At 41.3% G+C, this 19,923-nt stretch carries 20 protein-coding genes and 1 tRNA gene; 9 read left to right on the top strand and 12 right to left on the bottom strand.

Going from position 1 to position 19,923, the window contains the following annotated elements; genetic code table 11:
- Positions 1 to 31: 31 nt before the first annotated feature.
- Complete coding sequence (gene tyrS, locus LEP1GSC202_RS01435; protein WP_015675828.1) at positions 32 to 1,258, bottom strand: tyrosine--tRNA ligase; 1,227 nt, start codon at positions 1,256 to 1,258, stop codon at positions 32 to 34.
- A gap of 97 nt (positions 1,259 to 1,355) precedes the next feature.
- Between tyrS and LEP1GSC202_RS01430 the strand changes: the two genes are divergently transcribed.
- Both LEP1GSC202_RS01430 and LEP1GSC202_RS01425 read left to right on the top strand, forming a co-directional pair.
- Positions 1,356 to 2,963, top strand: coding sequence for a glycerol-3-phosphate dehydrogenase/oxidase (locus LEP1GSC202_RS01430; protein WP_015675758.1), 1,608 nt, complete (start codon positions 1,356 to 1,358; stop codon positions 2,961 to 2,963).
- Positions 2,964 to 3,090: 127 nt separating this feature from the next.
- On the top strand, positions 3,091 to 3,585 hold the full coding sequence (locus tag LEP1GSC202_RS01425; protein WP_156825324.1) for a hypothetical protein: 495 nt from the start codon (positions 3,091 to 3,093) through the stop codon (positions 3,583 to 3,585).
- A gap of 70 nt (positions 3,586 to 3,655) precedes the next feature.
- Here the strand turns inward: LEP1GSC202_RS01425 and LEP1GSC202_RS01420 are convergent, their stop codons facing one another.
- The 6 genes from LEP1GSC202_RS01420 to LEP1GSC202_RS01395 all read right to left on the bottom strand — a co-directional run bounded on the left by LEP1GSC202_RS01420 (position 3,656) and on the right by LEP1GSC202_RS01395 (position 10,081).
- Positions 3,656 to 4,804, bottom strand: coding sequence for an NADase-type glycan-binding domain-containing protein (locus LEP1GSC202_RS01420; protein WP_015675937.1), 1,149 nt, complete (start codon positions 4,802 to 4,804; stop codon positions 3,656 to 3,658).
- A gap of 57 nt (positions 4,805 to 4,861) precedes the next feature.
- Entirely contained in the window at positions 4,862 to 6,634 is a 1,773-nt protein-coding gene (gene rpoD, locus LEP1GSC202_RS01415) for an RNA polymerase sigma factor RpoD (protein ID WP_012388553.1), read from the bottom strand.
- 16 nt (positions 6,635 to 6,650) lie between these two features.
- Positions 6,651 to 8,462, bottom strand: a complete 1,812-nt coding sequence (gene dnaG, locus LEP1GSC202_RS01410; protein ID WP_015676014.1) for a DNA primase — start codon at positions 8,460 to 8,462, stop codon at positions 6,651 to 6,653.
- A 12-nt stretch (positions 8,463 to 8,474) separates the two neighbouring features.
- Positions 8,475 to 8,930, bottom strand: a complete 456-nt coding sequence (locus LEP1GSC202_RS01405; RefSeq protein ID WP_015676023.1) for a GatB/YqeY domain-containing protein — start codon at positions 8,928 to 8,930, stop codon at positions 8,475 to 8,477.
- Between the two features lie 19 nt (positions 8,931 to 8,949).
- Complete coding sequence (gene rpsU, locus LEP1GSC202_RS01400) at positions 8,950 to 9,168, bottom strand: 30S ribosomal protein S21 (RefSeq protein WP_012388550.1); 219 nt, start codon at positions 9,166 to 9,168, stop codon at positions 8,950 to 8,952.
- An 88-nt stretch (positions 9,169 to 9,256) separates the two neighbouring features.
- Positions 9,257 to 10,081 (bottom strand): hypothetical protein, encoded by an 825-nt coding sequence (locus tag LEP1GSC202_RS01395; RefSeq protein WP_015675777.1) that lies wholly within the window; start codon positions 10,079 to 10,081, stop codon positions 9,257 to 9,259.
- A gap of 109 nt (positions 10,082 to 10,190) precedes the next feature.
- Between LEP1GSC202_RS01395 and fbp the strand changes: the two genes are divergently transcribed.
- Together fbp and LEP1GSC202_RS01385 are read left to right on the top strand one after the other, a co-directional pair.
- Positions 10,191 to 11,222, top strand: coding sequence for a class 1 fructose-bisphosphatase (fbp, locus tag LEP1GSC202_RS01390; RefSeq protein ID WP_039927879.1), 1,032 nt, complete (start codon positions 10,191 to 10,193; stop codon positions 11,220 to 11,222).
- 102 nt (positions 11,223 to 11,324) lie between these two features.
- Positions 11,325 to 11,573, top strand: a complete 249-nt coding sequence (locus LEP1GSC202_RS01385) for a hypothetical protein (RefSeq protein WP_012388547.1) — start codon at positions 11,325 to 11,327, stop codon at positions 11,571 to 11,573.
- Positions 11,574 to 11,633: 60 nt separating this feature from the next.
- On the opposite strand, the gene LEP1GSC202_RS01380 is transcribed toward LEP1GSC202_RS01385, so the two are convergent.
- Positions 11,634 to 12,917, bottom strand: a complete 1,284-nt coding sequence (locus tag LEP1GSC202_RS01380) for a hypothetical protein (protein ID WP_015675938.1) — start codon at positions 12,915 to 12,917, stop codon at positions 11,634 to 11,636.
- Positions 12,918 to 13,021: 104 nt separating this feature from the next.
- Here LEP1GSC202_RS01380 and pdhA point away from each other — a divergent pair, with 104 nt between their 5' ends.
- Genes pdhA through LEP1GSC202_RS01365 form a run of 3 tightly spaced genes read left to right on the top strand, consistent with a single transcriptional unit; the run spans position 13,022 to position 16,400 of the window.
- A complete protein-coding gene (gene pdhA, locus LEP1GSC202_RS01375) occupies positions 13,022 to 14,008 on the top strand; it encodes a pyruvate dehydrogenase (acetyl-transferring) E1 component subunit alpha (protein ID WP_015675706.1) in 987 nt (328 codons plus the stop codon).
- Positions 14,009 to 14,983, top strand: a complete 975-nt coding sequence (locus LEP1GSC202_RS01370) for a pyruvate dehydrogenase complex E1 component subunit beta (RefSeq protein WP_015675953.1) — start codon at positions 14,009 to 14,011, stop codon at positions 14,981 to 14,983.
- Between the two features lie 10 nt (positions 14,984 to 14,993).
- Positions 14,994 to 16,400, top strand: coding sequence for a pyruvate dehydrogenase complex dihydrolipoamide acetyltransferase (locus LEP1GSC202_RS01365; protein WP_015676021.1), 1,407 nt, complete (start codon positions 14,994 to 14,996; stop codon positions 16,398 to 16,400).
- A gap of 12 nt (positions 16,401 to 16,412) precedes the next feature.
- Here LEP1GSC202_RS01365 and LEP1GSC202_RS01360 read toward each other — a convergent pair whose 3' ends face one another.
- Positions 16,413 to 16,622 (bottom strand): hypothetical protein, encoded by a 210-nt coding sequence (locus tag LEP1GSC202_RS01360; protein ID WP_015675889.1) that lies wholly within the window; start codon positions 16,620 to 16,622, stop codon positions 16,413 to 16,415.
- A 131-nt stretch (positions 16,623 to 16,753) separates the two neighbouring features.
- Between LEP1GSC202_RS01360 and fliG the strand changes: the two genes are divergently transcribed.
- On the top strand, positions 16,754 to 17,773 hold the full coding sequence (fliG, locus tag LEP1GSC202_RS01355; RefSeq protein ID WP_015675978.1) for a flagellar motor switch protein FliG: 1,020 nt from the start codon (positions 16,754 to 16,756) through the stop codon (positions 17,771 to 17,773).
- 32 nt (positions 17,774 to 17,805) lie between these two features.
- Here fliG and LEP1GSC202_RS01350 read toward each other — a convergent pair.
- A tRNA-Asp gene (locus LEP1GSC202_RS01350) sits at positions 17,806 to 17,882 on the bottom strand.
- Positions 17,883 to 17,985: 103 nt separating this feature from the next.
- Between LEP1GSC202_RS01350 and LEP1GSC202_RS01345 the strand changes: the two genes are divergently transcribed.
- A complete protein-coding gene (locus LEP1GSC202_RS01345; RefSeq protein WP_039927877.1) occupies positions 17,986 to 18,660 on the top strand; it encodes a CDP-alcohol phosphatidyltransferase family protein in 675 nt (224 codons plus the stop codon).
- A 73-nt stretch (positions 18,661 to 18,733) separates the two neighbouring features.
- Here LEP1GSC202_RS01345 and LEP1GSC202_RS01340 read toward each other — a convergent pair whose 3' ends face one another.
- Together LEP1GSC202_RS01340 and LEP1GSC202_RS01335 are read right to left on the bottom strand one after the other, a co-directional pair.
- Positions 18,734 to 19,288, bottom strand: a complete 555-nt coding sequence (locus LEP1GSC202_RS01340; RefSeq protein WP_015675782.1) for an ankyrin repeat domain-containing protein — start codon at positions 19,286 to 19,288, stop codon at positions 18,734 to 18,736.
- Between the two features lie 281 nt (positions 19,289 to 19,569).
- Positions 19,570 to 19,875 carry a hypothetical protein gene (locus tag LEP1GSC202_RS01335; protein ID WP_015675760.1) on the bottom strand — a complete coding sequence of 102 codons (306 nt, stop codon included), beginning with the start codon at positions 19,873 to 19,875 and terminating at the stop codon, positions 19,570 to 19,572.
- Positions 19,876 to 19,923: the final 48 nt, after the last annotated feature.

Below are 19,923 nucleotides of genomic sequence, written 5' to 3'. Positions count from 1 at the left end.
TTAGGGTTCTATACTAAGTCCCACCTCTCCTTTAGGTTTTGATCTTTAAAAATTTTCCTTTTTTCCCTTGGCGGATGAGGTATTCCTTTCCCTTTTCCAATACAAGAGCTGGGTCGGTTATCTTTTCCTCATCCAAATACAAACCTCCTGCTTGGATGAGCCTACGCCCTTCCGAAACACTGGGGATGAATTTGAGTTGGGACAATACATAAACAAGGAGGGGTGGTTTTTCCAAGAACATTGCCTCGTCCAAAACTTCCGTTGGGATTTCGTCAGGCAGTGCTCTGTTTTTGGTATTGTGGATGGCAGTCCACTCCTCGACCGCCTTCCGGTTTTCCTCTTTGGGATGGAGTTGGTCCATAATGAGAAGGGCCAGCTCTGTTTTTACTTCTTTTGGATGGAGGGTCTTGGAACGAATCCCCTCCTTTCGTTTTTCCACATCCGACATAGGAAGGTCTGTGAGCAGTTCAAAATAGTTCCACATCAGGTCATCAGAAATGGACATAATTTTTCCATACATATCGATGGGTTTTTCGATGATGCCAACATAGTTTCCAAGAGATTTGGACATTTTTTTTACGCCATCAAGGCCAACGAGAAGTGGCAAGGTGATGACTGCTTGTGGTTTTTGGCCGTATTCTCTTTGTAAGTCGCGACCGACTAACATATTGAATTTTTGGTCCGTACCACCTAGTTCGACATCGGACTTCATGGCAACCGAATCATACCCTTGCACAAGTGGGTATAAAAATTCAATCATCGATATTGGAGTTCCCGCTTTATGGCGTTTTGTAAAATCATCACGTTCTAACATGCGCGAGACTGTGTATTTGGAAGTTAACACAAGCACATCTTCGAATTTCATCTCGGAACACCAATGGGAGTTATAAAGGATTTTCGTTTTTTGTGGATCTAAGATTTTGAAAACTTGAGTTTGGTACGTTTTGGAATTTTCGAAAACTTCTTCTTTGGATAAACGTTTTCGTGTCTCCGATTTGCCTGTTGGGTCACCAATCATGGCGGTGAAATCACCGAGCATAAAACAAACTTCATGCCCTAGGTCTTGGAAGTGTTTTAATTTTCTAAGTAAGACAAAATGACCTAAATGTAAATCGGGTGCCGTGGGATCAAATCCAGCTTTGATTGTAAGGGAAGGTTTGGCTTTGATCTTTTCTAGAAGTTCCACTTCACTGATGATCTCAACAGTGCCTCGGCGGATTGTTGCTAATTCTTGGTTCAATTCTGTTTCAGTTTTCATAACAATTTCAAAAATTTTCGATGGTAGAAAAGGTGACTTTTGACAACACTAACCTTAGAATCTCTATAGGCAACCACCAAAGTACGTAAAAACCCTTATGAACCATTTAGATGAAAGAAAACAAACGCTGAAACAGTTAGAATCCACCCAGTATGATATTTTGATTTTAGGTGGTGGTGCCACCGGTTCCGGTACTGCCCTTGATGCCAGCCTTCGGGGATACAAAGTTGCCTTGTTGGAAAAGGGTGATTTTTCCCAAGGGACAAGTTCACGTTCGACAAAACTCATCCATGGCGGTGTACGTTATTTGGCGCAGTTCCATTTTAAGTTAATTTACGAAGCACTTTCCGAGAGAAAACGCCTCCTCACCAATGCACCTCACTTGGTGAAACCACTGCAATTTGTTTTACCAACCTATGTTTGGTGGGAAAAACCATTTTACTCCATTGGACTTACCATGTACGACCTACTTGCAGGTAAATCGATTGTGCCTGGCCACGAAAGGATCTCAAAAGCTACAGCTTTAGATTATTTTGCATCACTCAAAAAACAAAACCTAAAAGGTGGGATTTCGTATTATGATGCGCAGTTCAATGATGCAAGACTCAATGTAACAACGGTTCGAGCTGCCAAAGAAAATGGGGCCGATGTTGTTTCTAGGATCGAAGTGACAAACTTTTTAAAAGATGCCAATGGTAAAATCATTGGTGTGACAGCAAAGGATAGCTTAACCAAAAAGGTTGTTTCCATCAAAGCAAAAGTAGTCGCGAACACAACAGGAGTTTGGATTGATTCCCTACGTAAATTGGATGATCCTAAAACGGAAAATGTCCTCGCTCCAAGCCAAGGCATCCACCTTGTCTTTGACAAAGAAAAATTACCTTGCCGCACAGCCATGATCATCCCTAAAACAGCAGATGGTAGAGTGGTGTTTGTGATCCCTTGGGAAGGGAAAGTCCTTCTCGGAACCACTGACACTCCGATCCAAAAGATTGAAAATGAACCTCTTCCCTTACAATCGGAAGTGGAATTTTTACTCAAAACAGGAAATGATTATTTAGATACCAAGTTAACAAAAGAAGACATCGAATCGGTGTTTAGTGGGCTACGTCCTCTTATTTCAACTGGTGACAAAAAGGATACCAAATCCATCTCTAGAGAGGAAGCCATCCTTGTCTCTGATTCTGGGCTTGTGACGATGTCTGGAGGAAAATGGTCAACCTTTCGAAAAATGGCTGAGGACTTAACAGACAAATTGATTTCCGTTGGAAAATTACCATCCAAAATGAAATGTTTTACTGCAAGTTTTGCCTTTCCAGGTGCTGATGGGTACAGCAAACATTTAGTCGCAAAAATCCAAACGATGTATGACTTACCTTATGAAACTGCTGTTCGTTTGAGTGATGCCTATGGTGGGGAAGTTCCACTCATCCTTGGTAAAAAACCAAAAGAAATCAAAAAAGGAACCGGTTACTTTGTAGAAGAGATCAAACACTTTGTGAAAAAAGAATTTGCCCTATCTGTATCCGATGTTCTGTCGAGGAGGTGGAGGCTTATCTTTTTGGATTTGAACTTAGCCGAGTCATTGGCAATTCCAACTAACAACATCCTTGCCAAAGAACTTGGATGGAAGGAAACAGAGAAAAAATCTTCTCTAAACGAACTTCTCAAACACATTAAGGATTTAAAGAAAACGATCGCCTAACTCAAAGAAAAAGATAAAAACTGGTGCTGCCTGAAGAGGCATGCACCGGCAACACTTTAGTTCAAAAATAGATCAAACTACAAAATCAATGGATTTAGAAAATATTTTTCCAATAAAAAAGGAAACTTTGGTTTCAAAATCCAAAATTTTATTAAACTATTTGTTTATGAGAGAAAGGTATATTCTTTATACACATCTTTCAGAAAAAAAAATTTTGGTTCGGATCTCATCGATATTACAAGAAAAATACTTTCATAGAATCATTCAAAATCAATTCCAAATGTATCGAAAGGTTTCTTATAGAGGTGAGGATATGAGCTCATCGAGCATAGCAATCCCTTATTTACAAGGGACGATTTTTCCTGAAGCAAAGATTTCCTTTATCTCAATCATAACAAAACCCCACCCAATGTTTACCTTCATAACCTCATTATTTTACATAATTGTGATCACACTGATCATTGCTGATACATTCGGTATCCTGAATGCAACAGCGAAAATTTCACCTATGATCCTATTCCTACCACTCGTTTGGCATTTGCATCATCTTATTTATTTTAAAAATGAGTCTAACATCATCAAAAAATTTTTGATGCAAGTGTTGGAAGCAAAGGATTCCTAAAATTCCTTTCGTGGGAAATAGCAAAGGAATTCCATTCCCAGCTCGTTTTTTCAAACATCACATCTTAAAACTACTTCGGAATTGGTAATTCGTAGTGATAAAACGTGCGACCTGTTTCCTTTTCCTTTAACACAAAAAGGAAATGAGTTTTTGGTTGGTATACTTCCGAGAATTTTGTTCCCAATTTGGTTTTGAAGTTTTCATAATCTTCATCCCCAACCTCAGCTCGTTTGAAAATCCAAGAAATGTTTCGTTCAATGCCACCGTTATCAAAATAACTTAAGTTCAATTCAAGTCCTTCCTCCGTGGACTGTAAAATTGTGTATGTGCCTACAATGGATGGTAAAAAACCAGTGGGGTCCCCTTCTCCATACATCTCAGAAAAACTAAAGGTTTGGTCAGGTTTAAAAAAAACAGGAAGCACTGTTCCTTGGTCATAAAACAAAATTGTCCCTTTTGCATTGGCTAATACCAATTGTTTGAAACCATAAGCATGCCTCTCTGCTTTTCCAAACTGTGTGATGGTTCGTTTGATTTTATCAAAAGAAACCCAAGGATAGGGAAAAAATCCTTCTTTTTTCACCTCACCCATTTTCACTTCTGACAAACAAACACGCCCTGTATTTCCTAAACCATAGGTTTCTAATATTTCAAATCGAATGACATTTCCAACAAACGTAGAATCCAAATCAACGACTTGGAGACCTTGTTTGCCAAACTTTGCTTTGGTGAGTTCAATGTCTATAGTGTGGTCTTCTTTTAACTTATTTTTGGAATCGTTTTTTTCCATCCAAAAAGAAGATACCCTTAGTTTTTTGATAGAATCATTATTTTTTAAATCATTCGCGCTACGATGGAACCCGTTTAACAGTTGCAATGCTGAAAACTGGGATTTGTTCGATAAAAAAATCGTAAACCCAGAGCCTACTTCCTTGGCACTGGCACAAAATGCGGTTCCATACTTTTCATCCAAAGCGAATTCAGGACTAAACCTCCAAGGTTCTTCTGGACTTACTTGCCCAACACTTTGGGTTTTATCATAGTCCAATTGTGTTTCCGATTTTTGGCAATTGAGTATGAAACTAATCAGTAGTATCGGGATGAATTGGAAAAATCTGCGGGATCCCAAAAACTTGGTTCCTCTTACATTGTGACTGAGTGAGTGGGAAGGCAATTGCAAACGGAATGAGTACATCTTAAGAAATAAAAAGAGATCCATGGATAAAAAAAACCATGAATCTCTTCGAAAGACCAATCAAGTAAAAAACAGTTTTCTTTAATCGATGTAGTCTTTCAGTTTTTTCGAGCGGCTTGGGTGGCGGAGTCTACGGAGAGCTTTTGCTTCAATCTGACGAATCCTTTCACGAGTCACTTTGAATTGGTAACCAACTTCCTCAAGTGTCTGTGCATACCCATCATCCAATCCAAATCGCATTCGGATCACTTTTTGTTCACGTGCTGGAAGTGTTTGTAAAACCTGCCTGATTTGTTCGGAAAGGATGGAAGACGCAGCCGAGTTCAGAGGTGAGATCACTTCTTTGTCCTCAATAAAATCCCCGAGTTCCGAATCTTCTTCCGAACCCACTGGGATTTCGAGTGAGATAGGTTCCCGTGCCACATTTTTCACGGCTTTTACTTTTTGTACCGGCCAACCGAGTCGTTCTGCAATTTCATCATTGGATGGATCACGACCAAATTCTTGTACGAAGAGACGAGTTTCTCGGATTACTTTGTTGACCTGTTCGATCATGTGAACCGGAACACGGATGGTACGGGCTTGGTCAGAAATCGCACGAGTGATGGCTTGCCTGATCCACCAAGTCGCATAGGTTGAAAACTTATAACCCTTTTTGTATTCAAACTTATCCACGGCACGGATGAGTCCAATGTTTCCTTCTTGGATCAGGTCAAAGAAATGCATCCCACGGTTCGCGTAACGTTTTGCAATGGAGACCACCAAACGAAGGTTTGCACGTACAAGTTCTCGTTTTGCTTGAGCAATTTCCCTTTCCCCTTTGATGATTTTTTCACCCCAGTCTTTGATTTCACCAACAGGGGAACCTGCTTCTTGTTCCATCCGACGGAGTTTTCTTTCGTTATTGCGAATGTCTTTGATGACTTCTCTGACTTCATCAATGTCACAACCCATCATCTTTTCGATTTCATCTAAGTTTTCATTTTTTTCGATGAAACGGTTAAGGGCTTTGATTTCACGAACATCATGACCATATTTGGCTTTGATCTTAAGGAAGTGTTTTTCAATTTCCTTAACACGGAACACCATTGATTTGATCTTTTGCGAGATCTTTTGGATTTCTTTTTGGGAAACACCAATTTTTCGAATGGCTTCATCAATTTTGCCTGTGGACAAATCGATTTTTTCTTTTAGTTCTTTGAACTTTTTAGAATTTTCCGAATACTTACGAATGCGGTTTGTGGATTCGTTAAGGACCTTCTCATCTTGTTGGATGAGTTCCATATTCTCGAAAAATACTTTTTCGAGTTTATCCGCTTGCTCTTGGTTGAGTGCGTACATTTTGTCCACTTTCACCAAGTCATAAACCTTGATCTTTTTGGACTTAATTTTTGGGATTAGTTTTGCAAAGTTTTGTCTCAGGATCGAAGAGCTTAAAATTGTTTCTTCAATGATCTTTTCACCCTTTTCAATCCGTTTGGCGAGGAATACTTCTGTCTCACCAGAAATCAGGGATACTTTCCCAATTTCTTTTAAGTAAAGACGAATTGGATCTTCAGAACTTGAAGAAACACTGGACTCTCTTTTTTTACGTGCAGGTTTCTCTTTTGTTTCTTTTGTCGTTTCTTCTTTTGTGGTTGTGAGGCTACTTGATTCTTCTAAAGATTTTTTAGAATACTCTTCAACAATCTCAATCCCCATCTCGTGTAACAAGGTGAAGACATCATCAATCTTTTCGGAATTTAGAATTTTATCCGGTAGTATTTCATTGATCTCATCATACGATACTTCTCGATTTGCTTTTCCGATCGAGATGATCTTTTGTACTTCTGGTAGGCTTGCTAGATTTTCCATTCTACCTATATCCTCTTTAGACTTCTAACGTTTGGATCGTTCGGAGATACACGGATCTCTTATTTTTTTCACTCTTAAGGAGTGAAAGTTCTGACAAAAGATTGTTTTTTTCTTCAATCGTTAAGTCAGGTTTGGCCATTTCTTTGACAAGTTCTTCCATCCGTGCGTCATCCAACAAATCCGCATGGTAAAGAAACATCGCTTTAAATGTTGCTGGGGTCACTGATACATCGGCCGAAAAATGTTCAGCAATCATTCCCAGGTATTCCGAAGGAATTTCTTCCCTCGAAAGGATTTCTGCAGCTGTTAGGTTCTCATTCTGCAAATACTTCGTATATAAATAGTCCCAAAAAAAAGCAGACACCTCATCACGAAACTCAAGTGAAAGTAAGTCATCGGCAAAACTAAAAAGTTCTAAGTTTTGGATGAGCATCGCGATCATCTTCCGCTCACAGATAAGAACCGGAGACAGTTTCCCCGGTTTCTCTGGTGTGCGGTCTTTCTTAGTATCGACAACGGAAGGGGTCGAACTTACACCAGGTTTCCCACGAAAGTCCTGAAAAAGAGAAGAAAACGAAAGTCCGAGTTGGCGTGCACCCTCTTCCAAATAGACCTGTTTGTCCGTTTCTTTCTCCATTGGTTTTAAGAATTCAAAGAGTTTTTTCACACCCGCTTGTTTTTCTTCGGCAAGTGACGTGGGGCCTGTTCCCCCAAGGATCTCTCGGATCATAAATTGGGAGGCAGGCAAAGCCCCTTCCAGTAGATCTCGGATTTCTTGTTTGTTGTGATGGAGGGAATAATCAAACGGATCTTTCCCTTCAGGGATATGGCAGACCTTTACCACCACACCCTCTTTCGAGAGCAGGTTTACGGCACGAAACGCACCCTTGGTACCTGCCTTATCGGAATCCATCATAAGATACACTTTGTCCGCCATGTTTTTTAAGATCCGTACATGACCCTCGGTGAAGCCTGTTCCCAGTGGTGCGACAACAAATTCAATCCCTTTCCGAAATAGGCCAATGGCATCAAACACACCTTCAACGATCACTGCTTCTCTTGTTTTGCGTATGCTATCTTGGCTTAAGTTTAAATTATAAAAGGTGCGACTTTTGTCATAAATGAGTGAATTTGGGCTATTGATGTACTTCGCTTCTTCTGATTCTCCAAGAATACGACCAGAAAAGGCAACCACTCTCCCTCTTGTATCGATGACCGGGAACATGATCCGATTCCGAAAAAAATCATAAGGGTCCTTGTTTTGGTCCTGTCGTTTGAGTAGACCTAACTGCTCACCTAACTTCACTTCCGCTTCTGTTCTAAAGAGTTCCGCTCGTAAGTTCCCGAACCCAGGAAGTCCAAAACCGATCTTAAACACTTTGAGGTCCTCTGTATACAAACCACGGGACTCCAAATACTTTAACGCCAGTTCACCGGCTGCTGTATTGAGATTTTTTTGAAAGTATTCGAGGGCTTTTTGTGATATTTGGTAAAGTGCTTCTTTTTTTCGTTCTGACTCTTCTTCTTCTTTGGTCCGTTCAACGAGAGGAATGCCAGAATATTCTGATAGGATTTCCAGGGATTTTAAAAAATCCACTTTTTGGTAATCCATTACAAAACGGAATAAATCACCAGATGCTTTACATCCAAAACAGTGGTAAAAACCACCTTCAGAGTTTACATTAAATGATGGAGTTTTTTCGTTATGAAAAGGACAGATACCAACTAAGTTACGACCCATACGGCGTAAGGGAACAAATCGATTGATATAGGAGTCAATGGAGACTTCTCTGCGAACTCTTTCTTTAAAACTTTGGTAAGGATTCACAGTGTGGTATATTTAACGGGCGCTAAGTGCTTGTTTAACGAGGGAGGATACCTTGGAGCCGTCTATATTTTGTCCTTTAAATTTTGCCATAACTTTACCCATCACCTTTCCCATATCCTGAGGACCACCTGCATTGAGTTCGACGATGGCTTCTTCAGTCGCCTTTCCTATTTCTTCTTCGGAGACTTCTTTTGGAATGTAACGGGAGATGATTTCTGCTTCTTCCATTTCCTTACTCGACAGATCGGGACGATTCGCTTTGTCGTATTCCAAAGCGGTATCCTTTCTGCGTTTGTAATTGGTTTTGAGGATCTGCATGACAGCAGTATCCGATAATTCTGAAGCACCGGTTTTGGTTAACTCATATTGAATTTCTGCTTTGATGAGACGTAGGGTGCCGAGGACTATTTCATCCTTGGCTTTTAACGCCGTTTTTAGATCTGTACTGATCGTCTCTTGCAGGGTCATAGGAAAACCGGCTTAAAGATTAAAGTTTATCTTTCTTAGCGAATAATCTTTTCTTTTTGTCGCGTTTGCGTTTCGCAGCTTCCACTGCTTTTTTCTTGATCACGCTAGGTTTTTCAAAGTATTCACGGCGTTTGATTTCGCTCATGATACCAGCATTTGCACAATCTCTTTTGAATCTACGAAGCGCTGCCTCAATAGATTCCCCTTCTTTTAAATAAATCCCTACTTGTGGGGTCATAGACAAACAACTGTCCTTTTGTAAAAATGGTCTAGTTTTGACGGTATCGGAAACTGCCCTATCCTGTCAATTCCGGCTAAAAAAGGTTTTAGAAATTTTCAAGAAAAATGGAAGAGAATTTGGCATCATCTTGCAGGATCTCAGGGTCAATGGGAAAAATCTTCAATTTGTAATCCAATATCAAGTGTTTTGAGGGGAAATAAAGAGAACCAAACCGGTGGTTTGCCCCATCCAAGGTCTCCCCTGGGCAAAATAAAAAATAGGACCTAGGGTTTAATTGGAAATTGAATTCGTTTTCCCGTGTTTCTTTGTGAAGGGTCGCTGTGACTTCACGTAGTATTTCTTGGCTTTTGATGACACCCATGGGTTTGAAAAAAGGGCTTAGGTCCTGCAGGTGGAAAAAAGCGATCACACCTGACTTTGTATTCCCTGAAAATGCCTTTTCCATTCGTTTGCGGATGGGATCGGTGATGGTTTCAAAATCGAGGATGTTCTTCTCTCGGAGGGAGATCCCTGTGGCACAAAAGGTCAATACTTGTCCAGAAAGGTCCTCCCAATTTCTCGTTTCTAACTCCATTCCTTTTTCTAGAACCACCAATACAAACACTGGCACCTCTCCTTCCGGGAGGCGGACCATAAAAAGTTCTAATTCTTTTCCCTGTTCCGTAAAGGTAAGGATGGATTTTGGATCCAAGTAAGAAACATTGCGGATCCAAATCCCAATGGAATCAGAAACCTTCTCGCGGATTTTCTCTTCCTGTTCTGTTTGCCCAAATTCAAACACCAATTCCTGACCTAAGTAAACCCAACCCAAATGGGCTCCCACACTGGCAAAACTGAGTCGCAACCGACGAGAATGGTAATCTGTCATTTGGATGGAAGGAGAAGGACTTAAATGCATTGGTTCTGTCATGGAGTTTCTATCGTTTAGTATCGGAGGCTCCACCTGCATTCAAAAGGAGAAAGGATTTGCTCCCTACCCACAACCACAAAAATGGAGTAAAAACAACCTCGGGGAAACTGTGAACGCAACACCGAAACAAAAAAAACTCATCTCTTTATCGCAATTCATTCTAGAAGAGCAACTCAAAATCCCACATGCTTCGGGAGAATTCACGGCACTTTTGAGCCATTTGGTGTATGCCGCAAAAATTGTAGGCCGAGAAGTGCGAAAGGCTGGCCTTCTCGATGATATCCTTGGCGCCACAGAAGATACAAATGTCCAAGGGGAAACCCAAATGAAATTGGACCTATACGCGGACAATGCCTTCAACCAATCCTTAAAAATCTGTGGTCACCTCTGCGTTCTCGCAAGTGAAGAACACGAAGCCATTATCCCGATCCCTGGCGGTTATAATATTGGAAAGTATACGATGGCAATTGACCCACTCGATGGTTCCTCCAATATCGATACCAATGTCTCCATTGGGACCATTTTCTCCATCCACCAAAGGTTAGAACCAAACTCAAAAGAACCAGGCACCGAAAAAGACCTGCTCCAACAAGGGCATTTGCAACGCTGCGCCGGTTACATCATTTACGGGTCATCGACAATGCTTGTTCTATCAACGGGAAAGGGAGTGTCTGGGTTTACCTTGGATCCAAGTGTGGGTGAGTTTTTACTTTCCCACCCCAATATGCAAATGCCAGAATCCGGGGACATTTATTCTGCAAACGAAGGGAATGCTTCGTATTGGTCACCAGAAGTGCAAGCCTATCTCCAAAAAATCAAATCCATTGAAGGTGGCAAAAAACCAAAAACGGCCCGTTACATTGGCTCTCTTGTAGCAGACTTTCATAGAAACCTCTTAAAAGGAGGGATCTTTCTCTATCCGAACGACACAAAATCGAGTAAGTATCCGAATGGAAAACTGAGATTGCTTTATGAAGCAGCTCCCATGGCTTACATTGCAGAACAAGCGGGTGGAATGGCTGTGACTGTCAAAGGGGAACGCATCCTCGACTTAACGCCGAAAGAACTTCATGAACGAACAACGCTCATCATTGGAAGCAAAAAAGAAGTAGAAGAATTCCTTACGTTTGTTCCCAAGTAAGCGGTTCAGATTTTTCAGTTTCCATTCAGAAATTTCTTTCAATGGAAACTGACATCGTATAGTTTTGGCAGAATTAAAAGATTTTTTAGGAGAAAACTTTCGATGAACAAAAAACTACTCGTTTTAATTCTCGGTGTTACTATGGCTTCCGGACTTGCTTTCTGCAAAAAAGAAGAACCAGTTGTAGAAGAAAAAATGGAAACTGTTGAAGATGCTGCGAAAAAAGTAACAACAGAAGTAGAGAAAAAAGTAGATGCAGCTGTTAAAACAGCCGAAGCAGAAGCGAAGAAAGCGGCAACAGGCGCGATCAACGACGCAACAAAAGACATTAAAAAACCAGCTGGTTTCTAATTCTTTTATTTGTTTTGAAAACAAAAAAAACCAACCGAGCTTCGGTTGGTTTTTTTTGCCTTAAGAATCGCTGTATTTGATCTTTGCGTGTAGTTCTTCTTCCAAAGCACATTTCGGATAGGTTCCCACTTCCAGTGCAGTGCCAATGTACCCAAAAGGATCTTGTGGTGAAATGATCCTTAGGTCCCATCCATTCACAATCCAAGGGCATTCGTAATTTCGATCTTTGCATAAAATTTGAGAGGACTTTGGTTTGGGATAAGCCCAAGCAGATGTTTGGAACTTACATTTGTTTTCAATTTCTGCAATGATTCGGATCCGTTTGATGGCATGGTCAAACTCTTTGAAACGATCGATCATGGGATCGGCCAAGTCTTTTCGGAAAAGTCCCTTCTCAGCATTGTATGTAAACATCACAAGGAGTTTTTCGGAAACATGTTCTTTGTCCGTTGAAGTTTTAAGGTTTTCCATGATGTAACGAGCAATCTTTAATGCATCTAACGTGACTTCGGCGGTATGATCAGCATATTCACCCGCCTCCTCTTCATCATCACTCGCATCGTCATCCATCCCACTCCCGGAGAGTAAATCTTGATTCAATTGGTGTTTTCGTAAGTCTTCTACATTGACATTGGCGGGATTGACACCAGGGATATCAAAATTGGAACTCCCATGGCTACCAATCGCACTGATCACTTCTTCGGGAAGATTGAGTTTCCTTGCGATTTCAATGCTTAAGCTAACGGCCGTAGTAAGAGAGGAACCAAAAAAACTTTGTCTATACAATCCCTCTTTTGAAACAGCAATGTCAGCACAAAGCCCCGCTAAAAAACTATAACGATTCACCATCTTAAAACCATATTGTTTTTGGATCACAGATCCCAAACTCAAAAGTCCAAAGTCTGCTAAGTGGTTAAAAAATTCTTTGTGTGAAAGTAAAATTCGAAAAAAAGACAAGGCCAATGATTTGGAATAAAATGAATTTTGAATGATCCCTTTGAGGCTTGCCATTCGTTCTGCATTTTGTTCGTATAGATGGAAAATGAATTCATTGGAACGATCATCAATGCGACTGAGGATTGCTTTTGACAAAACTTGTCGTAACATTTTCATCAAGTCTTTCGACATCGCAAGTTTAAAGGAAGGGATGTAGTTTCCTTCTAACCCTTCTAATTTTTTGAGGATATTTTCTTTAATGGCTACTTTTTCTTTGATGAGAATGTTTCCATTTTTATCCACAACAGGTTCACTTAAGGAAACAGAACCTAACAGATCATAATCTACAGCAAAATTTTTAAATTCATTGAATTCGAGAAATTCAATACCAGCACTCGTAATTTTCATAAAGGTCCTAGGGAAACTGTCTTTTATCTTCTTTTAAGAGCAAGATTTTTGCTTTCTTTCTTTGTCTAAATAGTGTAGTTTTTTAGTCGTTTCGGAGGTTCTATTTGGTTTCTTCAATCCCCAAAGACTCACAATCTGTGAGCGAATTAAAAGAGTTCTACAGGCAAATGGTACTAATCCGAAAGTTTGATGAAGCTGCAGCAAAAGCCTATAGTGTTGGAAAAATCGGTGGATTCCTCCATTTATACATTGGACAAGAAGCCGTTGGTGTTGGCTCCATTGCTGCCCTCACCCCACATGACTATATTGTTTCCACATACCGTGACCATGGGCATGCGCTTGCACGTGGCCTTCACCCTAACCCACTGATGGCAGAACTCTTTGGAAAAGCCACAGGGATCTCGAAAGGAAACGGTGGCTCTATGCATTTTTTTGATAAAAATGCACACTTTATGGGCGGACATGGGATCGTAGGTGGTCATATCTCCCTCGCTGCAGGCATTGCTTTTGCTTCGAAATACAAAAAAGAAGATTCGGTTACCATTTGTTTTTTTGGAGAGGGGGCTGCCAATATAGGATCCTTCCATGAAGGACTAAACCTTGCAGCAATTTGGAAACTACCTGTTGTTTTTATTTGTGAGAACAACCATTATGCGATGGGGACACCTGAATACCGAGCCCTTGCTGTAAAGGACGTTTCTGTAAGAGCGTATGCATACGATATGGCAAGGGATCATATTGAAGGGGATGAAGTACGAAAAGTGAGAGACCATGTAAAGGTAGCAGTGGAAAGAGCACGCCGAGGGGAAGGGCCCACCCTGATCGAAGTATCCACTTACCGATTTCGTGGGCATTCGATGTCAGACCCTGCCAAATATAGAACCAAAGAAGAATTAGAAGCCTACAAAAAAAAGGATCCACTCATGCGTGCAAGACACGAACTGGAGTTAGGTGGAATCAAACCCGATGAATTAGACAAACTGGAAACGGAGATCCAAACACAAATTGATGAAGCTTACCAATTTGCAGAAACTTCTCCCGAACCTCCCCTCTCCCAACTCCACAAGTATGTGTATGCGGAGGATAAATAAATGGCCATTTTAACATACCGAGAAGCGTTAAACCGTGCCATGGTGGAAGAAATGGAAAAAGACCCACTCATCTACCTCATGGGAGAAGAAGTGGGACATTACCAAGGCGCTTATAAAGTTTCCCAAGGAATGCTCGATAAATTTGGGGAAGGAAGGGTGATTGACACTCCGATTTCCGAGAATGGTTTTGCTGGAATTGGTGTTGGATCGGCAATGGTGGGACTTAGGCCCATCATCGAGTTTATGACATGGAATTTTTCCCTTGTTGCCATCGACCAAATCATCAACTCCGCAGCAAAAATGAATTATATGAGTGGCGGACAGTTCCCGATGCCCATTGTCTTTCGCGGTGCCGGTGGTGCGGGTGGGAGGCTTGCGGCCCAACACTCCCAAGCATTTGAATCCTGGTATGCCCATTGCCCAGGGCTCAAAGTGGTTTGCCCTGCCACTCCCAAAGATGCCTATGGACTATTAAAATCTTCCATCCGAGACAATAACCCTACCATCTTCATTGAATCCGAAGTACTTTATGGTTCTAAAGGGGAAGTCCCTGAACAGGAATATACCATTCCTCTTGGCCTTGGAGAAATCAAACGAAAAGGAACAGACATAACGCTTGTGACTTGGTCGAGAGCCTTGAGTTTTGCGGAAGAAGCAGCCATCATTCTAGAAAAAGAAGGGATTTCTGTGGAGATAGTCGACTTACGCAGCTTACGCCCGTTAGATGAAAATCTTATCTATGAATCAGTCAAAAAAACAAACCGCGCTGTGGTTGTAGAAGAAGGGTGGCCAGTTGCAGGTTTTGGGGCCCAGATCTCCCACCTCATCCAAAAAAATGTATTTTCCTACCTTGACCATCCCGTGGAACGAGTCACACAGATGGATGTTCCCATGTCGTACGCTGCAAACTTAGAACGGATGAGTTTGCCGAGTGCCAACCGAGTGGCTGATACCATTCGAGAGATGTTACGTTAAGGAGACCATGATGGCAAAAATACAAGAAATGACCCAACTTTCCCCGACCATGGAAGAAGGAACCATTGTAAAGTGGTTAAAAAAAGAAGGGGATGCGATCAGTCCCGGTGACATCCTCGCAGAAGTTGAAACCGACAAAGCAGTAATGGAAATGGAAGCATATGATGCAGGAGTGATCCTAAAAATCATCCAAGGGGAAGGCACCAAACTAAAAGTAGGTGAAGCTTTGGCTGTGATTGGAAAACCTGGGGAAGATATATCGGCTCTACTGGCTAACCTTCCGAAACCAAAACCGTCTGGAACATCTGGGCAATCACCAGCTTCGTCGTCTCCCTCCCCATCCACTTCCATCGATCCAGAAGAGTCAAAAAAATCTTTGGTTTCAGGAAATGGTGAAACAAAATCCAGTTCTTCCGAAAACAAAATTTCCCCTTCTCCACAAAATTTGGTTCCTCCCGCAAACTCGCCAAACCAAGGGCAAACGGTGTCGTCTCTTCCCGTCCCAGAGAGGACAAATGGAACAACATCACCACAAAGAGGCACACTCCGAGTACTTGCCTCCCCACTCGCTAAGTCCATTGCCATTGAACATGGAATTGATTTGCATCAGGTGATCGGAACAGGTCCCGATGGTAGGATCACGAAAAAAGATGTCCTTGATTCCTTAAACAAAGGCACGGGCCTTGCGCGTTTTGGATCAGAAGTCCAAGTTGCCGATGAAATTGTCAATTTGAATGGAATGCGTAAAACCATTGCCAAACGACTTACGGAATCCAAACAAAACCTCCCCCATTTTTATTTGAATGTGGATGTGAATGCAAAGGCATTGGAATCCTTCCGCAAAGAAATTAACGAATTTCAGGTTTCTCAAAATCCAGAATCACCCACAAAAGTGAGTCTGAATGACATCATTGTCAAAGCCACTGCTGCCGCTCTAAAACTCCACCCCAAAGTAAATGCGAGTTTCCAAGGAGACTCCATCTTACAATTTGGGAGAGTGGATGTTGGGATTGCGGTTTCCATTGAAGGAGGCCTTCTAACGCCCGTCATCCGAGATGCCAATCGAAAGTCCATCCTTCAAATTTCCTCGGAAGTGAAGGAACTCGCAAAAAAAGCTAGGGACCGGAAACTAAAACCAGAAGAGTTTACCAATGGGACCTTTACGATTTCAAATTTGGGAATGTATGGGATCAGTCGGTTCACAGCGATCATCAACGAACCAGAAAGTGCCATCCTTGCGGTGGGAACTGTGGAAGATAAACCGGTTGTGGAAAATGGAGTGGTAATTCCGGGTCGTATCCTCTCTCTCACACTCTCCTGCGATCACAGGGTGATCGATGGAGCTGTGGGAGCAGAGTTTTTAAAGACCTTAAGGAGTTTTTTGGAAAAACCAAACCTGCTCCTTGCGGTGGGTTAATCGATTCTTCGATTAGGCTGCAAAAAAATCAGCACTTTGGATGTCGGCGATGGGAATTCGAACCACACCCGTTGCCAAGTTTCCGATGACCACATCGTCCATCATTTGGCGGTTTTTATCAAGTTCGATGCTCTTTCCATCTTTGAGGTGTAAAACGATGTCGATGCCTCGGTAGTGGATGTAACGTTCGAGTGTGTTTTTGAATTTGTGAGCTTTGTCCATCTGGTGTTTCTTTCCTTTCTCTTTGTAACTTACAAAGGGTATCGTACGAACTTAATGAGACCTTTAGAAAATTTTGTCTCATTACTGAAGTTTTTTTTGACATCCATAGGAAACTAAGAGAATTATGTCACATGAAGTCTGAGAACCCAACCTCCACCACACCAGGTGTACGAAAAGCTGCCCTCCTCCTCCTCTCCTTAGGCAAAGAAAGAGCTGCCGATGTTCTCAGACACCTAGACGATGCCATGCTAGAAGCTGTCATTTTGGAAATGTCGAAAATTCGTTCGGTATCAAAAGAAGAAAAGGAAACCATTTTAAAAGAATTCCATCATACCATCGAAGGACTTTCGGAATCAACATCAGGAGGATTGTCCACAGCCAAGTCCCTTCTTGAACACACGGTTGGTTCTGAGAAGGCAAATGTGATCTTAAAAAAAATCCATAAAGAAGAAACGAAAAACGATTTTGAGTTTTTGAACCAAGTGGAACCAAGTGTGTTGCAAAACATGCTCGGAACGGAGTCCCCTCAAATCATTGCTGTCACCCTATCCCACTTGGATCCGAAGAAGGCAGCAGATGTTCTCAAACTTTTTCCCAAGCCAGAACAAGCAAAAATTGCCGTTCGGTTGGCAACCACCTCGAAAACCCACCCCGATGTGATCCAAAACATTGCCCGTATCTTAAAAAAACGATACGAAGAGAGGGACAAACAAGAATACTCAGAAGCGGGTGGTGCCCATGTCCTTGCGAACATTCTGAACTTTATGGAAAAAGGTGCCGAAGAAACCATATTATCCGAATTGGAAGAATCTTCACCCGATGTCGCAGACCAAGTACGAGAAAAATTATACACCTTTGAAGACATCCTTTCTCTTGATAACAAAGAGATGCGAATCCTCATCAATCGATTGGCAGATGACAATTGCATCTCACTTGCGATTCGTGGTGCCGGGGATGAAATTCGAAAAAAATTCTTAAACAATATGAGCCAAAACCGTGCGGAAGATATTTTGGATCTTTTGGATATGAAGCCTCGTGTCACCTTACGGGAGATAAACGAAGCAAGAAGTAAAATCGTGCAAGTTGCAAGGGTATTAGAAGAAGAAAACCAAATCCTATTCAAAAAGGAAAAAGAAGAATACATCGAATGATGTAACATTTAGTGTGTGGGGGAAATTCCCGATGGCGGAGTTGACGGGGCTCGAACCCGCGACATCCTGCGTGACAGGCAGGCACTCTAACCAACTGAGCTACAACTCCATCGGAATAAAAACCAAGCTATAGATTCGACTCCAAACGTCAACATTGTTTTCATTTGTTTTCTTGCCTTTGGTTAGAAATTTTAAAACCTGGCATTGGTTCTATGCAAATCGAAGAAAAAAAAGCCAAAGACCTTTTCCAGGATCGGATTTTTACCTTATCCAATTTTTTATCTGTATTCCGTGTATTATTATTACCTTTTTTCTTCTATAGCACATACGATTACGCAAAAGATCCTTCGAACGTAAGCGCTTTCTTCGCATCAATTGGTTACGCTCTAGCTGCCGTCATCACCGACTATTTGGATGGACTATTTGCAAGGCTCTTACACCAAGAAACAACGCTTGGTCGTTATCTTGATCCCGTTTGCGATAAACTTGTGACACTCGGTGGGCTCTTTGTTGTCACACTTCATTTTGATTTCCCGAAGTGGATCTTAATTGTATATTTCATCCGTGAAATCCTTGGAGTATGGCTCGGTGGATTTTTATATTTGAAACGTGGGTTACAAGGAAGGCCCAATTGGTGGGGCAAATTTGGAGTGGGGATTGTTGCCGTTTCAGTGATTTGGTACATGTCTTTGCCTTACTTCCAACAATTCGGAGCACCCTACCCGTTTTTATTCCATCCCGTGATCTCTGCTTATGTTTTACTTTTTGTTCTTACATTTGGAGTGATTGCTTATGTGGTGCGGTATTGGAATATCGTTTTCCATCCAGAAGCAATTGAGTTGGATCCTGAAAACAAAAAACAGGCGAAGAAATACCAAAAAATCTGATTTCTACTTGGATCGAAAGTACCAAAAAATCGGAACCTTTCCAAAGTAGAAACCAGAAGATGCAAACGAGGTTTTACTTCAAAGTTCCCGTTTTCTTTTTGCGGAGTAAATACCATTCATAAAGGTTTTGGCCAGTTTCTAACCATACAAATTCCAAATAGTGATAATATGCTCCGTCGGCAGCATTGATTGTCAACGCAGAGTAATTCTTTGGATTCTCATACACACCTTTCGCGATGTCGGAAGGCATCTCTGTGATCGCTCCGGTCGCAATGTGTTTGTATTTCGTTAAAATTTTTCCGTCAGTTGCTTTCGCTTTTGCATCTGTAATTTCAAGATTTTTCATCCCTTTTGATTGCAGATAGGCCATCAATTCTGGTTTTCCTTGGGATTTTTTAGCTTCGGCCATTTGCCAAATTGCGTTTTTTCCCGATTGGTTGTATACATTGGTATTGGCACCCGCTTCTACCAAAACTTTCACCAATTCTAAATCAGCATTCCTTACCGCATTCCAAAGAGCTGTATCAAAATCTGGTCCGAAACTATACTCTCTATAACCTGCAATATTTGGATTTGCACCTTTCGCAATTAACAATTTTGCAATTTTAGCATTGGCAAACTCGCACAAGAAGCGATTGCCCAAAATAGGAGAATGGGAGTGAATTTATTCATCCCAATAGACTAAGAAATAAGCAGGAATGACAAGTGAAAATTGAAAAAAATCAATTCGTAAGGTCTCTTGATTTCACTGACTTGGTGTAAGTTCTTTCAGCAAAGTTGGGAAAGGATGGAGATGATGGTTGAGGGGAATCTTACGATGATATGATCGGATACGATTTCATGGGATAATAGAATCAATCTGCAGTTGGAAAACATCCAAAACGAATGAAACTATTACCCCAAACGATTTTAACGTCTTTTTTTCTTTGCTGCTCTTTTTTTGCCGGCTTTTTTCTTTGCCGTTTTCTTTTTCGCAGATCTTTTTTTAGAAACTACTTTCTTTGTTTTTTTCTTTGCTGCTTTTTTCTTTTTGGCAGCCTTTTTCTTTTTAGGAGCTGCTTTTTTAGCTCTTTTCTTCTTAGCAGCTTTCTTCTTAGCAGCTTTCTTTTTCGCCGCTTTCTTCTTTTTAGGCGCTGCTTTTTTCGTAACTACTGTCACTTCTGGAGCAGGTTCTTCCACTACGACTGGCATTTCTATTGTTTCGTTTTCTTCCATACATGTAACCTTATGAAGATTGTATCCATCTTCCGTCTGGAAACGATG

The sequence above is a fragment of the Leptospira yanagawae serovar Saopaulo str. Sao Paulo = ATCC 700523 genome, from assembly GCF_000332475.2.
Lineage (GTDB): Bacteria > Spirochaetota > Leptospiria > Leptospirales > Leptospiraceae > Leptospira_A > Leptospira_A yanagawae.
This window is presented reverse-complemented; position numbering and strand designations above follow the sequence as displayed.

Bases quoted from the DNA above. Each gene is read 5' to 3' on its own strand.
- tyrS (WP_015675828.1), bottom strand. From the start codon at position 1,258: ATGAAAACTGAAACAGAATTGAACCAAGAATTAGCAACAATCCGCCGA.
- LEP1GSC202_RS01430 (WP_015675758.1), top strand. From the start codon at position 1,356: ATGAACCATTTAGATGAAAGAAAACAAACGCTGAAACAGTTAGAATCC.
- LEP1GSC202_RS01420 (WP_015675937.1), bottom strand. From the start codon at position 4,804: ATGGATCTCTTTTTATTTCTTAAGATGTACTCATTCCGTTTGCAATTG.
- rpoD (WP_012388553.1), bottom strand. From the start codon at position 6,634: ATGGAAAATCTAGCAAGCCTACCAGAAGTACAAAAGATCATCTCGATC.
- LEP1GSC202_RS01405 (WP_015676023.1), bottom strand. From the start codon at position 8,930: ATGACCCTGCAAGAGACGATCAGTACAGATCTAAAAACGGCGTTAAAA.
- rpsU (WP_012388550.1), bottom strand. From the start codon at position 9,168: ATGACCCCACAAGTAGGGATTTATTTAAAAGAAGGGGAATCTATTGAG.
- LEP1GSC202_RS01395 (WP_015675777.1), bottom strand. From the start codon at position 10,081: ATGACAGAACCAATGCATTTAAGTCCTTCTCCTTCCATCCAAATGACA.
- LEP1GSC202_RS01385 (WP_012388547.1), top strand. From the start codon at position 11,325: ATGAACAAAAAACTACTCGTTTTAATTCTCGGTGTTACTATGGCTTCC.
- LEP1GSC202_RS01380 (WP_015675938.1), bottom strand. From the start codon at position 12,917: ATGAAAATTACGAGTGCTGGTATTGAATTTCTCGAATTCAATGAATTT.
- LEP1GSC202_RS01370 (WP_015675953.1), top strand. From the start codon at position 14,009: ATGGCCATTTTAACATACCGAGAAGCGTTAAACCGTGCCATGGTGGAA.
- LEP1GSC202_RS01365 (WP_015676021.1), top strand. From the start codon at position 14,994: ATGGCAAAAATACAAGAAATGACCCAACTTTCCCCGACCATGGAAGAA.
- LEP1GSC202_RS01360 (WP_015675889.1), bottom strand. From the start codon at position 16,622: ATGGACAAAGCTCACAAATTCAAAAACACACTCGAACGTTACATCCAC.
- fliG (WP_015675978.1), top strand. From the start codon at position 16,754: ATGAAGTCTGAGAACCCAACCTCCACCACACCAGGTGTACGAAAAGCT.
- LEP1GSC202_RS01345 (WP_039927877.1), top strand. From the start codon at position 17,986: ATGCAAATCGAAGAAAAAAAAGCCAAAGACCTTTTCCAGGATCGGATT.
- LEP1GSC202_RS01335 (WP_015675760.1), bottom strand. From the start codon at position 19,875: ATGGAAGAAAACGAAACAATAGAAATGCCAGTCGTAGTGGAAGAACCT.